General features: G+C 38.7%; 14 protein-coding genes. 5 read left to right on the forward strand and 9 right to left on the reverse strand.

The features are described from left to right. Positions 1-60: 60 nt before the first annotated feature. The 4 genes from H4J73_RS14840 (at position 61) to yacG (ending at position 2,719) form a co-directional block, all read left to right on the forward strand. Positions 61-942 carry an A24 family peptidase gene (locus H4J73_RS14840; protein ID WP_259366604.1) on the forward strand — a complete coding sequence of 294 codons (882 nt, stop codon included), beginning with the start codon at positions 61-63 and terminating at the stop codon, positions 940-942. Positions 943-946: 4 nt separating this feature from the next. Next, a complete protein-coding gene (gene coaE, locus H4J73_RS14845) occupies positions 947-1,567 on the forward strand; it encodes a dephospho-CoA kinase (protein WP_182177100.1) in 621 nt (206 codons plus the stop codon). A 107-nt stretch (positions 1,568-1,674) separates the two neighbouring features. After that, a complete protein-coding gene (gene zapD, locus H4J73_RS14850; protein WP_182177101.1) occupies positions 1,675-2,421 on the forward strand; it encodes a cell division protein ZapD in 747 nt (248 codons plus the stop codon). Between the two features lie 61 nt (positions 2,422-2,482). Further along, positions 2,483-2,719, forward strand: a complete 237-nt coding sequence (gene yacG, locus H4J73_RS14855; protein WP_182177102.1) for a DNA gyrase inhibitor YacG — start codon at positions 2,483-2,485, stop codon at positions 2,717-2,719. Between the two features lie 3 nt (positions 2,720-2,722). Here the strand turns inward: yacG and mutT are convergent, their stop codons facing one another. The 3 genes from mutT to H4J73_RS14870 form a co-directional block, all read right to left on the reverse strand. Continuing rightward, positions 2,723-3,115: an 8-oxo-dGTP diphosphatase MutT gene (gene mutT / locus H4J73_RS14860; protein ID WP_182177103.1), complete on the reverse strand. Its 393-nt coding sequence runs from the start codon at positions 3,113-3,115 to the stop codon at positions 2,723-2,725. Between the two features lie 163 nt (positions 3,116-3,278). Continuing rightward, the gene (gene secA, locus H4J73_RS14865; protein WP_182177104.1) at positions 3,279-5,978 is read right to left on the reverse strand and encodes a preprotein translocase subunit SecA; all 2,700 of its coding nucleotides are present in this window, start codon (positions 5,976-5,978) and stop codon (positions 3,279-3,281) included. 78 nt (positions 5,979-6,056) lie between these two features. After that, entirely contained in the window at positions 6,057-6,908 is an 852-nt protein-coding gene (locus H4J73_RS14870; RefSeq protein ID WP_259367944.1) for a M23 family metallopeptidase, read from the reverse strand. 79 nt (positions 6,909-6,987) lie between these two features. On the opposite strand from H4J73_RS14870, the gene H4J73_RS14875 reads away from it, so the two are divergent. After that, the gene (locus H4J73_RS14875; RefSeq protein WP_182177106.1) at positions 6,988-7,455 is read left to right on the forward strand and encodes a DUF721 domain-containing protein; all 468 of its coding nucleotides are present in this window, start codon (positions 6,988-6,990) and stop codon (positions 7,453-7,455) included. A 97-nt stretch (positions 7,456-7,552) separates the two neighbouring features. Here the strand turns inward: H4J73_RS14875 and lpxC are convergent, their stop codons facing one another. From lpxC to murC, 6 genes are all read right to left on the reverse strand, one after another. After that, complete coding sequence (gene lpxC, locus H4J73_RS14880) at positions 7,553-8,470, reverse strand: UDP-3-O-acyl-N-acetylglucosamine deacetylase (protein ID WP_182177107.1); 918 nt, start codon at positions 8,468-8,470, stop codon at positions 7,553-7,555. Between the two features lie 224 nt (positions 8,471-8,694). Further along, entirely contained in the window at positions 8,695-9,852 is a 1,158-nt protein-coding gene (ftsZ, locus tag H4J73_RS14885; protein WP_182177108.1) for a cell division protein FtsZ, read from the reverse strand. Between the two features lie 130 nt (positions 9,853-9,982). Next, positions 9,983-11,218: a cell division protein FtsA gene (gene ftsA, locus H4J73_RS14890; RefSeq protein ID WP_182177109.1), complete on the reverse strand. Its 1,236-nt coding sequence runs from the start codon at positions 11,216-11,218 to the stop codon at positions 9,983-9,985. Positions 11,219-11,223: 5 nt separating this feature from the next. Then, complete coding sequence (locus tag H4J73_RS14895; RefSeq protein WP_182177110.1) at positions 11,224-12,015, reverse strand: cell division protein FtsQ/DivIB; 792 nt, start codon at positions 12,013-12,015, stop codon at positions 11,224-11,226. Further along, positions 12,015-12,956, reverse strand: a complete 942-nt coding sequence (locus tag H4J73_RS14900; RefSeq protein WP_182177111.1) for a D-alanine--D-alanine ligase — start codon at positions 12,954-12,956, stop codon at positions 12,015-12,017. Before H4J73_RS14900 ends, H4J73_RS14895 begins: the two co-directional genes overlap by 1 nt. Beyond that, positions 12,953-14,413 (reverse strand): UDP-N-acetylmuramate--L-alanine ligase, encoded by a 1,461-nt coding sequence (gene murC, locus H4J73_RS14905; protein WP_182177112.1) that lies wholly within the window; start codon positions 14,411-14,413, stop codon positions 12,953-12,955. Before murC ends, H4J73_RS14900 begins: the two co-directional genes overlap by 4 nt. Positions 14,414-14,419 lie beyond the last annotated feature (6 nt).

Below are 14,419 nucleotides of genomic sequence, written 5' to 3' on the forward strand. Positions count from 1 at the left end.
CTAACGGTTCCTAATAATGTTCAAATATACTATTTAACAATAACAACCAAAGGATTTATTTTGTCTGAATTCATTCAACTATTAGAAAGTAATTCATTGTTTTTTTATGGCTTAGTTTTTGTTTTATCGTTAATGATAGGCAGCTTCTTAAATGTAGTTATTTATCGTTTCCCAAAGATGCTAGAACAAGGTTGGTACTATGAGTGTCGAGAGTTTCTTGCCGACGAGCTTAAAGATTCGTCCTCAAAAGAAGTAACCACTCTGACCTTGTCAACGCCCAATTCTACCTGCCCACATTGTCAACACAGTGTTCGTGTTTACGAAAATATTCCAGTGATCAGCTGGTTGTTTTTAAGAGGAAAATGTAGCCAATGTAAAAATTTAATTTCAGTACGTTATCCGTTGATTGAGATATCCACCGCCTTATTAAGCTTAGTTATTGCTCAACAATTTGGCGTTACTCTTATTACCTGCTACGCCCTGATACTCACTTGGGGGTTAGTGGCCTTAACGATGATCGACTTTGACCATATGTTACTACCCGACCAAATTGTTTTACCTTTATTATGGATCGGATTAATAGCCAACTTATCAAATGGACTTGTGCCGATTGAAGATGCGGTTATAGGGGCAATTGCAGGTTATAGCAGCTTGTTTATTATTTTTTGGTTATTCAAATTAGCAACTGGCAAAGAAGGTATGGGGTTTGGTGACTTCAAGTTATTTGCACTCTTTGGCGCTTGGATTGGTTGGCAATTACTTCCCTTACTTATTTTAATGGCTTCAGTAGTAGGGGCGATTATCGGTATCAGTTTAATGCTTTTTAAAAATCATCAAAAAGAACAAGCAATACCATTTGGCCCCTATCTTGCGATTGCGGGGTGGATCACTCTTTTATGGGGAAACAACATATGGTCATGGTACCTTCAACAGGTATTATAATCGTATGAGCATAAATATTACTCAAAAAATCGTTATTGGTGTAACTGGTGGTATAGGTAGCGGTAAAACCACTATCGCCAATTTTTTTAGTGATCTCGGAGTCGACATTGTTGATGCCGACATAGCAGCGCGCACAGTTGTCGAGCCTGGCAGCATTGCGCTTGCTAAAATATCACATCATTTTGGTCTGCAGTGTATTCAACCTGACGGCACACTTAATCGACCTTTACTGCGTAGCCAAATATTCAGCAATGAACAAGACAAACATTGGCTAAACAATTTATTACACCCGCTAATAAGACAAACAATGCTAGAAGAAATACAGCAAAGCCAATCTCCATATTGCTTACTTGTTGCTCCGCTACTTATAGAAAATAATTTACAAGATTTAGTCGCACGTATTTTAGTGATTGATATTAAAGAATCTGAGCAAGTTAAACGAGCTGCTTCAAGAGACCCCAGTTCTGTTGATGAAATTAAGCGTATTATAGCGAGTCAAATATCAAGAGAAAAACGTCTAACATATGCAGATGATATTATAAATAATAGCGAAAGTGATTTAAGTATTATAAAAAGTGATGTCATAAGGCTTGACCAAAAATACCGAAATTTGGCATCAAATTAGTAAATTTGTACAAATTTCAGTGTTTTTGGTAAAAAAATTCGCCATTTCTGTTTGGTGTAGTTAGTATGGAAAATTAATCACCAAACTTTAGTGATGACAATAAATTAATGACAAAAATTTTATATGAACATCCGCTTAACGAACGGATACGTAACTACCTTAAACTCGAGCATTTGTTTACTCAAGCAGAAGATTGTTTGCAACGTAAGATTTCAGTGAGTCATCAGGTTTTCTTTAACGCGTTATTTGCCATTATTGATACATTAGAACGAAATGATGTGCGCGGTGATCTCATAAAAGATCTGGAAAAGTTAGAGCAAAATCTGGTTATTTGGTCACAAGCACCGGAAATCGACTCAAGTGTACTAGCTGATAACCTACAACAGACTGTAGAGCTTATTTGCCAACTAAAACCTAATACGCCGCAATGGGCTCAACTTAAGCATGATAAGTTCCTAGCGACGCTAAAACAACGCTTTGCCATGCAAGGTGGCAGTTCAAGTTTTGATTTACCACAGTTACAGTTTTGGTTACATCAAGACAGCGAAATACTCGCTGAAGATGTACAAGGTTGGCTAGCTTTGTTAGAACAAATTAAAAGCGCTTTAGCTATTATCTTAAAATTTATTCGCCAACGAGCAAATTTCAGCCAAATTGATACTGAGAGCGGTTTTTACCAAGACAATGGTGAAGGTATTTTATTACTTCGTATTAAGGTCGACCAAGCATCACTTTATTACCCAACCGTTAGTGGCAGCCGTTTACGCTACTCAATTCGGTTTATGTCACCTTGTGATAAAACCGGCCGTAAGTATTCGAACAAAGCCACTTCATTTGAATTGGCGCGCTGTTAGTATTTTTATTATTTATTTTGTATAATCACCTAACTACAGTATTTTATTACAAGCCATCATTATGCCCCTAAAAGTATCTTGCCCAACTTGCCAGAAAGAAGTTATCTGGCAACCAGAAAGTCAATTTCGTCCCTTTTGTTGTAAACGTTGCCAACTGATTGATATTGGTGAATGGGCCGATGAAGGACATAAAATTTCACAGCCATTGCAAGGTGATGTTCAATTAACCGAAGAGATGCTTGATGCACTTGAAGGTGAGTTTTTACAAAGTAATAAATTTTTTGTTGAACCTGAGTAGTGACTAGCACTTAATTTTTAATGCTTCAACAATTGCTGCATTAGCCGCAGGAAAATCTAGCTTTATTAATTCATCTAAAGTAAACCACCCTGATTGTTGCCCTTCTTGGGCGACAGGCTCTTGCTGAAAGTTGTCAACAACATAAACATCTAATCGTACTTTTTTATCACCATAGTCATGGTCGATTTTAATAAGTGGATAGCAACTAAGAATATCTATCGCAATCTCTTCCTGTAATTCTCTATGCAAAGCTTGAGCGACTGTTTCATCTTTCTCTACTTTACCACCTGGAAACTCCCATTTTCCGCCTTGATGTGCGCTATCAAGACGCTTAGTCAAAAAATACTCCTGATCTCGAACAATAACACCTACAGCAACATGCACAATTTTTTGCATTTTATTCCCTAAATCTTTTCAATTAAACGATTAATCCCCACATTTGTTCTATCGGTAAATACAAATTTATAAATACAGTGACAGATGGATATATGCAATAGATTTGGCCAAAAAAAACGCCAGTTAATAACTGGCGTTTTATCATATCAACAGACAATAACGACTATGTTAATTTACCGTGACATTGCTTATACTTTTTCTTTGAACCACAAGGACAAGGCTCATTACGACCAACACGAGGCATTTCTGGTTTACTTTCTGCATTACTTACTGATTCATGCTTATATTCTTTAGGTACATCTTCAGCTTTACGATGTTGCTCTTCAACAGCTTCAACATCAGATTCGGCACGAATTTTAACTTTGCTTAGAATGCTAATAACATCGTATTTTAGGCTTTCTAATAATTCACCAAACAACTCAAAAGATTCACGCTTAAACTCTTGTTTAGGGTTTTTCTGTGCATAGCCGCGTAAATGTATACCTTGGCGTAAATGGTCCATCGCCGCTAAATGTTCTTTCCAATGTGAATCTAAGCTTTGCAGCATAACTGCTTTTTCAAATTGGCGAATAACATCAGCACCAACTTGTTCTTCTTTCTCAGTGTAATTGGTTTCAACTTCTGCGAGCAGTTTTTCACGTAAGGTTTCTTCGTGTAACTTACTGTCTTCTTCAAGCCATTTTGCAATAGGGAACTCTAATGATAACTCACCTTTAAAACGCTCTTCTAAACCTGAAATATCCCACATTTCTTCCATAGATTGCTTCGGAATATGCTGGTTTATAATACCTGTTATAACGTCCGTACGAATATTTTTGATCACATCAGCAATATCTGCTTCGTCCATTAATTCATTACGCTGTTCATAAATAACTTGGCGTTGATCATTAGAAACGTCATCAAACTCAAGCAACTGTTTGCGAATATCGAAGTTACGACCTTCTACTTTACGTTGAGCATTTTCAATACTGCGAGTCACCCATGGATGTTCAATGGCTTCGCCATGTTCCATTCCTAATTTACGCATCATATTAGAAATACGCTCTGAAGCGAAAATTCGCATCAAGGCATCTTCCATTGATAAGTAAAAGCGTGTTGAACCGGCATCACCTTGACGACCTGAACGACCACGTAATTGATTATCGATACGGCGAGATTCATGACGTTCAGTTGCTACAATGTGTAAACCGCCTAGCTCTAATACTTTATTGTGCTGTACTATCCATTCTTCTTTCGCTTTAGCGATGCTTTCTTTACTTTGATCTTTTAATTTAGCAACAATCGCATCAAAATTTCCACCTAATACAATATCAGTACCACGACCAGCCATATTAGTTGCTATCGTTACCGCCCCCACTTTACCGGCGTCAGCTACAATCTCAGCTTCTTGCTGGTGAAACTTAGCATTCAATACTTTATGCTTAATTTTTGCTTTCTTTAAGAAATCAGATAAAAACTCAGATGTTTCAATGCTAATCGTTCCAACAAGCACAGGTTGTCCGCGTTTAACACAATCTTTAATATCTTCTAAAATTGCTTCAAATTTTTCTTCGCCAGTTAAATAGATTAAATCGGCTAAATCTTTACGGATCATCGGTTGATTCGTTGGAATAACAACAGTCTCTAAACCATAAATATGATTAAACTCAAATGCTTCAGTATCAGCTGTACCTGTCATTCCTGATAATTTTTCGTAGATACGGAAAAAGTTTTGGAAAGTAATTGAAGCTAAGGTTTGATTTTCGTTTTGAATATTCACCCCTTCTTTTGCTTCAACGGCTTGGTGTAAACCTTCAGACCATCGACGACCTTCCATTGTACGGCCAGTATGTTCATCAACAATAACGATTTCGTCATCTTTAACAATATAGTCAACATCTTTCTGAAAAAGCTTATGGGCACGTAATGCCGCCATAACATGATGTAATAATGTTATATTGGTTGCAGAAAACAAAGAGTCTCCATCTTGAATAAGACCTTTCTCATTCATGATTTCTTCGATTCTTATTTGGCCATGTTCCGTTAAATAGATTTGTTTAGATTTTTCATCAATCGTGAAGTCACCTTCAACGAAGTCTTTCGATTGACCTGTATCTTTGTCTTTATCTTCTTCACTTTGCAGCACTAACGTTGGCACAACTACATTTATTTGGCGATAAAGTTCAGAGCTATCTTCCGCTTGACCCGAAATAATCAATGGTGTTCTAGCTTCATCAATAAGGATTGAATCGACTTCATCAATAACAGCAAAATTTAATGGCTTTTGAGTACGCTCTTCAGGCGAAAAGGCCATGTTGTCACGTAAGTAGTCAAAACCAAATTCGTTGTTTGTTCCATAAGTTACATCTGAATTATACGCAGCTTGCTTTTCAGCAGGCGCTAAACCAGCAATGTTGCAGCCTACCGTCATATCTAAAAATTCAAATAATGGTCGACACCAATCAGCATCTCGTGTTGCAAGGTAGTCGTTCACGGTAATTACGTGAACACCCTTACCAGTTAATGCATTGAGGTAAGAAGGAAGTGTTGCGGTAAGCGTTTTACCTTCACCCGTTCGCATCTCAGCAATTTTCCCGTCATTGAGTACCATTGCACCTATCATTTGTACATCAAAGTGGCGCATACCAAATACACGTTTACTGGCTTCACGTACGACAGCAAATGCTTCTGGTAAGATACTTGAAAGTGATTCTTCGTTGGCTAAACGCTCTTTAAATTCTGCGGTTTTTGCTTTTAGTTCTTCGTCAGACAGAGCTTCAAGTACAGGCTCTAGGGCGTTTATTTTTAAAACTTCTTTATTCATTTGTTTAATTAATCGATCATTACGACTACCAAACATTTTTGTCATTAACTTTACAAACATCTTGTTAAACCATATAGCTATTAGAAGAAACTCTTCCACTGAAAATAAGGTGACCATTGATGATCACATAAATTGTTTTTATTTTGCTTTTCTATACACGAACTTTATTGGATCTATTTGTGCATTATTACGTAAAATTTCGTAATGGATATGAGGTCCTGTCGAGCGCCCCGTACTGCCCATACGTGCAATAATTTGTCCTTTGCTTACCACTTCTCCTACTTTAACTAATAATTCTTTGTTATGACCATAACGAGTTTTTAACCCTTTACCATGATTAATCTCGATAAGCTTCCCGTATCCGTAGCGGTCGCTTGCCCATGTAACAACCCCCGAACCCGTCGTTATTATAGCGGTACCTTCTTTACCTGCGAAGTCTAAGCCCTTATGTACTGCTGCTTTACCACTAAAAGGGTCTTTGCGCACGCCATAATATGAAGAAAGCCAACCACCTTTTATTGGTCGACCAGATAAATAACTCGTATTTTCTATATGGTGACCCAAAGTCACAGATTCAAGCGTGGTCAATTGATTTTCTTCATGTTGTAAACTTTCTTCTAATACTGATATTTCAATCAGCATCTCTGCCAATGTTTTTTTATGGCTAGTTTGACTTTGTAACATTGGACCACCGGAGGGTGGTAATTGTTGAAAATTAAATTCATTTTCTGGGATCGATGCTTCACTCGCTAGCCGATCACCTAGTGCATTTAATCGTAATACTTGGCTTTGAAGTTCAGCAAGTTTCATGGTTAATGCCATTAATTGTGGTTCACTTAACTGATTAGGATTTATTTTAGCGGGTGAGTTGATCGCAAAAGGTACCGTTCGAGGTACATCATTAGCAGAAAAAAGTAAATGAATCACAAAACCTGAAATTAGTGCAAAAACAGCCATCGCAGACAACCAATGCAACTTATTCAGTGTCATTGAAAATCTAACGTTCTTTCCACGATATAGTAGTGTTAAACTCATATTTCTTAAATACTATTCCAAAGTAGAGTGGTTAATGGCACGGAAAACAAGAAAACCTTCAGATATGTCAGAGCTCTTTCAATCATCGAAAGGCACTTTGGCACAAATAGCGGCAAAAACCAACTCTTTAACTATCTTGTCAGACATTGTACGCCAAACATGCCCTGACCTGCCAGCAGATGTCTGGCATATTGCCAATTTTAAGCAAAATTTTTTAGTGATTGAAGTCACTTCTGCCGTTTGGAGCCAACGATTACAGTTTGAGCGAATGAATATTTGTCGAAAACTCGCTGTTGCCACTGACAATGCTTATAATCAAATTGAAATTAAAGTATCACCTTACCGTAATAAGGTTGTATATCAATCTGAAGAAAAACCTGCAGAGCCTTTACATATCTCTCAAAATACCGCGAATCAATTACTTGCGATTGCCAAAAATGCCCCTGAGAGTTTAAAGAAAAAACTAGAAAAATTAGCAAAGCACGCTGAAAAAATTAAATAAGATAATTTTCCACTCTAGTCATATTAAGACCACTTATTTTGAAATAAAAAACCAGTCATTCGACTGGTTTTTTTGTATTCATCGTAAGAAATATTAATTAAAAAGCGGCAGCTGTCACTTCTTGATATTGAATAGGAGACGGTGTTTCGTCTTCATAAGTCACCCATTCCCAACTTTCTTTTTGTTTAAACACTTCTCTTAACAGCAAATTATTTAAGCCATGTCCAGATTTAAAGGCGTTTAACTCGCCTAAAATGCTATGGCCACACATGTATAAGTCGCCAATAGCATCAAGTATTTTGTGTTTAACAAATTCATCATCATAGCGCAGCTCATCTTTATTAAGCATGCGATATTCGTCAAGTACGATAGCATTTTCTAAACTGCCACCTAACGCTAAATTGTGTGAGCGGAGTAACTCGATATCACTCATAAAGCCAAAGGTTCGTGCTCGGCTAATTTCTTTAATAAATGAGCAGCTTGATAAATCCATGCTCATGGTCTGACATGTTTTTGAAATAACTGGGTGCTCAAATTCGATAGCAAAGTTGATCTTAAAACCATGGTGAGGTTTTAACTCTGCCCATTTGTCACCTTCTTCAACACGGACTGTTTTCTTTATGCGAATAAAACGTTTTGCTACTGCTAATGTTTTGATGCCTACCGACTGTATTAAATAGACAAACGGTAATGCACTACCGTCCATAATTGGGATTTCAGGAGAGTCAATTTCAACAATCAAATTGTCAATCCCTAAACCTGCGGCAGCCGATAACAAGTGTTCGACGGTGGAAATCTTGACACCTTGCTCATTGACCAAGCACGTACACAAAGTTGTCTCACCCACAGCTTCAGGCGTTGCTGAAATTTCAACAATCGGATCTAAATCTATGCGGCGAAAAACAATGCCGGTATTTGCCGGCGCAGGACGGAGAGTCAACTGCACCTTTTCACCTTTGTGCAAACCAACACCAACGGCGGTTACACTGTCTTTTAATGTACGTTGTTTAATCATAAATGCCTTATTAAGCTTTTACTCACCTTGAAATGCACCGTCCACTTTTGACGGGCGCACAATATAGCAGAAAAACATAACAAAATCAAAATATCAGCTTTTAGCTTTATTTTATTTTACACATAACTGTTCAACCAGTAATGTTCTGATAACAAGTCAATGGAATAATAATAGACCTGGTGATCACAACTTTTATTCACTCATTGCACAAATAAGCCTTTTGATTAATCCGCTTGCTTACGTAAAAATGCAGGAATATCTAAATAGTTTTCGATATCGGCTGCAGTTTGTACTTGTGCGTTACTATCTTGCATAGTTATGGGTGCTGGATTTACTTCTGCCTGTGGACTAGCAATATAGTCTTGTCCAACAGCAATAGGTGCCATTGAAGGTGCAGGATTTACCAACGTTATATCTGGCTTACGATCTGCACCAATACCCGTAGCAACGACGGTTACTCGCAGTTCATTACTCATTTCAGGATCAATAACCGCACCGACAACAACAGTTGCATTTTCTGATGCAAAAGCTTTGACGGCATTACCCACTGTTTCAAATTCGTCAATACTGATGTCCATGCCAGCAGTAATGTTAACCAAAATACCACGGGCACCGGCTAAGTCTACATCTTCAAGTAACGGACTAGAAATGGCAGCTTCTGCAGCTTCTTCAGCTCGGTCTTCACCTGATGCTGTACCTGAGCCCATCATCGCAGTCCCCATTTCTGACATAACGGTGCGTACATCGGCAAAATCGACGTTAATTAGGCCTGGGCGTGTAATAAGCTCAGCAATACCCTGTACAGCGCCTAATAATACGTTGTTAGCGGCTTTAAAAGCGTCAAGTAATGATGTGCCAGGGCCTAAGACTTTTAATAGCTTTTCATTGGGAATGGTAATTAACGAGTCAACACTTTTTGACAATAACTCAATACCTTGATCCGCATAATTCATCCGCTTTTTGCCTTCAAATGGAAACGGCTTAGTGACAACAGCCACTGTTAATATACCCATTTCTTTTGCTATTTCAGCAACAACTGGAGCAGCGCCTGTTCCTGTACCACCACCCATACCCGCGGCAATAAATATCATATCAGCACCTTGCAAGGTCTCTCTGATCGTTTCTCTGTCTTCTTCAGCACTTCGACGACCAATTTCAGGATTGGCACCAGCACCTAAACCTTTAGTGACGTCAGCGCCAAGCTGCAAAGTAACATTGGCTGCTGAATTACGTAAAGCTTGTGAATCTGTATTTGCAGTAATAAATTCAACACCTTCAATAGTTTGGCAAACCATGTGTTCAACTGCGTTACCGCCACCGCCACCAACACCAATGACTTTAATTACTGCTTCTTCGTTATGATCTTCCATTAGTTCAAACATTTAATACTCTCCGATTTCTATTAGGTTTTGTTCCACCAAAACACGATTTACTTATTAACTTTTACTTAGCTCTTTAGGACTGTTATAAAAGTATCTTTACCATTCTTTTACTAGTTGCCATGGTAAGCGTTTAAAACTCACCTTTAAACCAGGCTAAAATTCGTGAGGTAATGCTAGCAATACCTTCACTTTTATTACCCTGTGTACTTTGCTGTTCATTTGCTTGCATACCGTAATGCAATAAACCGACAACCGTTGAATATGTTGAATCATCAACGTATTCTTTTAAACCACTCATACCTTTAGGTTTAGCAACACGTACCGGCATTTGAAACACTTCTTCAGCGAATTCAACAACACCTTCCATTTTAGCTGTACCACCTGTTAATACATAACCCGCCGCTATTTGATCTTCTAAGCCTGCTTCACGTAATTCTTCTTGAATAAGCTCAAAAAGCTCTTGATAACGAGGCTCTACGACTTCTGCTAACGTATGACGAGACATTGATCGAGCAGGACGACCACCAACACTTGGCACTTCGATATTCTCCTCCATACTCACCATTTGACGAAGCGCACAAGCGTACTGCACCTTAATGTCTTCAGCGTGGCTTAATGGCGTTCTAAAAATTTTGGCAATATCGCTGGTTACCTGATTACCCGCCACAGGAATAACCGCGGTATGTCTTAAAGCCCCGCCGGCAAATACAGCGATGTCCATCGTGCCTGCACCCATATCGACCACACAAATACCGAGTTCTTTTTCATCATCCGTTAATACAGCATAGCTAGAGGCTAACGCTGAAAAAATCAGTTGGTCAGCTTTTACTTCACAGCGCTCGACACATTTAACAATATTTTTTGCCATATCGTTTGCGCAAGTAACAATATGCACTTTTGCTTCCATACGCACACCTGACATGCCGATAGGACTTTTTATCCCGTCTTGACAGTCGATGCTAAATTCTTGTGGTAGCACATGCAACATGCGCCGTTCAGCTGAAATAGGCACAGAACGTGCGGTATGTATTACGTTATCAACATCTTCTTGAATAACTTCTTTGTCGTTAATTGGCACCATACCGTTTTCATTTTGACAACTGATATGCTTACCTGAAATGCCTAAATATACCGAACTAATTTGGCAGTCAGCCATTAATTCTGCTTCATTGATGGCACGCTGAATTGATTGAATAACTAAATTCAAATCATTAACACCCCCTTTATCCATACCACGAGCAGGCTGATTCCCAACACCTACGATGCTTAATTGATTGTCTGGTGTTATTTCACCCACAGCAACAGATATTTTCGACGTTCCTATATCTAATCCTACTACTAGGTTTCTTTCGTTTACTTTTGACATTAAAGTTAAGCTCTTTGTTTTTTCTCTGCGGTTTTCCAACCAACAGCGAGTCCAGTGTCATAACGTAAATCAACATAATCTACTTGCTGATTTTCTTTTTTTGTTTTTATTATTTGTGGATAAATATCCATAAAACGTTGTACCCGCTCAATCTTGTTTTCTCGGCCTAAATTGAGCGTTATGCCGTTATTAAGCGTTAACTGCCAAGAGTGACGCTCAGTAAGCAGCAGTTCATCAATTGATAAATCACTGAATCTCAGTAACTTACTTAAATTAACAAAGTTATCTAATGCAAGATTTTCACTACCTTCTGGGCCAAAAAATGCAGGTAACGCAGACAGTAATCGTGATGTATCTGCTTGAAATGCTTTACCGTATTCATTGATCAGAAAATCTTCATTCCACAAAGCAATCGGCGTTTGATCAACAACATAAATTTTCAGCTCATTAGGCCATTTTTTTCGTACAGAAACTGAGTACACCCAAGGTAGTTCAGCCACTTTTTGTTGTACATCGTTAACATCAACGTTAAAAAAGTTACCTAAATTGACGCTTTCAATAGCGTTTTCTATATCTTGTCTAATAGTGAATGGCATCTCGCCACCGATAACAATAGAGGTCACCGGAGTTGATTCTTCAGATGACATCTTATTATTTAAAAACCAACTGAAGGAAATAATAGCGACTATCACCAGCACAAAAAATGTTACACCTAGCCAAAATGACCAGTGTAATTTTTCTTGCTGCGCTGCCATTGATGGTGCCAATGACGTTTGATTATGGCTATTTTTTGTCATTATTTATTGACCAGTGGTCCTGTACTTATTTCAACTATTTTTGTTACCAGTTCACTAAAACTTAAACCATGTACTTTTGCTGATTTAGGCACAAGTGATGTTTCTGTCATGCCTGGTACCGTATTTACTTCAAGTAACTGCCATTGATTTTTATTATTTCGCATAACATCGACACGACCCCAACCTTTTGCTCCCGTTGCTTTAAATGCTTTAAGCGCTAAAGCTTGCAGTGAGTGCTCATCTTCCTCACTCAAACCCGCGGGGCAATGATATTGCGTTGTGGTTGATTGATATTTTGCTTCATAATCATAGAATTCACGGGGTGTTTCCATATGAATAGCCGGTAGAGCCTCTTCACCTAAAATAGCCACGGTATATTCCGGGCCATTGATCCATGCTTCTACTAAAATTTGTTCATCGTATTCAAAAGCAGCCGTTAGTGCTTGGTGTAACTCATTAGCGGTTTGCGCTTTAGCCATACCAATACTCGAGCCTTCGTTCGCCGGCTTAACCATCACCATCCCACCGAGTGCATCAAGGATATTGTGCGCTTGAGTTTCTTGATAATCATTTTTTTCCACAATAGCAAAAGCGGCGGTAGGTAAACCATGAGCTTGAAAAATTTGCTTACTACGAATTTTATCCATCGATAATGCCGATCCTAAAACATCAGAACCAGTGTATGGAATACCCATATACTGCAAAGCACCCTGCACGCACCCATCTTCGCCACCTCGACCATGTAAGGCGATAAACACACGATCAATATTACGCGTTGTTAAATCAGTTAAACAAAAACCTTTTGTGTCAATAAGCTCAACGTCAAAACCTGCTTGTCGTAAGCCACCTGCAATGGCTTGTCCAGAATTAAGTGAAACGTCTCGTTCTGCTGAATCTCCGCCATATAAAACCGCCAATCGTTGGTCTTTAAGTGCTTTCACTTTTCAGTCCCTTTTAAGTCAACATTTAATAACGGATTTTTAATGATTTTTCGTGCAATGACGCCAATCGTTCCAGCCCCTTGTGTGATCACCATATCGCCATCTTGCAGTTGCGCGTGCAATAACTCGGCTAACTTTTCAGCATCGCTGACATAAATAGGCTCAATTTGACCACGTTGGCGAATACTTCGAGCTAAACTTTTACTGTCAGCACTGATGATAGGTGTTTCACCAGCGGCGTAAACATCAAGTAAAAATAAGCAGTCAACTTCAGATAACACTTCAACAAAATCTTCATACAAATCACGAGTACGAGAATAACGATGTGGCTCAAAAACCATCACTAAACGCTTTTCAGGCCAGCCGTTCCTCATCGCTTTAATGGTTGCTTTGACTTCTCGAGGGTGATGTCCATAATCATCAACTAAAACCATTTCACCTTTATCGGTTGCTAAATTAGCAAGCTGTTCGAAACGTCTACCAATACCCGCAAATTTTTCTAAAGCACTAACAATAGCCTCGTCTGCTACACCTTCATCGGTCGCAACGGCAATACTCGCTAAGGCATTGAGCACATTATGCTCACCGGGTAAGTTTACGGACATATCGATATCAGCAAAGCCTTCACGTTGCACGGTAAAATGACTAACTCCACCATTTTGTTGAAATTCTTTCGCGCGCACATCGGCATCTTCACTAAAGCCATAAGTAATTACTTGGCGACTCATTCGTGGTAATAATTCGCGCACTACCGGGTTATCAAGACAAACGACTGCTAAACCGTAAAACGGTAAGTTATGTAAAAACTCAATATAAGTATCTTTAAGTTTTTCAAAATCACCTTGGTAAGTTTCCATGTGATCTTCGTCAATATTGGTGATCACGGAAACCATCGGTTGAAGGTGTAAAAATGATGCGTCACTTTCATCAGCTTCAGCAATTAAGTAGCGACTGGTGCCTAAACGTGCATTGGTACCCGCACTGTTCAATAGACCGCCAATCACAAATGTTGGGTCTAAGTCACCTTCAGCAAAAATACTCGCGATTAAACTTGTTGTTGTTGTTTTTCCATGAGTACCCGCAATGGCAACACCATGTCGAAAACGCATCAATTCGGCTAACATTTCAGCACGGCGTACTACTGGAATACGTAATTTTTGTGCGTTCAACAATTCTGGATTGTTAGCGTTAATTGCGGTTGAAACAACAATAACGCTAGCGCCAATGATATTGTCTTCACCGTGGCCTATAGTAATCTTCGCACCTAAGGCTATAAGACGGGTAACTACTTGGTTTTCACCAATATCAGAACCGGTAATTTGATAACCTTCATTTAACAATACTTCAGCAATACCTCCCATACCTGCTCCGCCTATACCGACAAAGTGAATACACTTTACTCGTCGCATTTCAGGTATTTTCATCGGTGAGGTGTTATTGGCAATTTTGTTTTTCATTACATT

It is taken from the genome of Colwellia sp. MB3u-41, assembly GCF_014076845.1.
In the GTDB taxonomy this organism is placed as follows: Bacteria; Pseudomonadota; Gammaproteobacteria; order Enterobacterales; family Alteromonadaceae; genus Colwellia_A.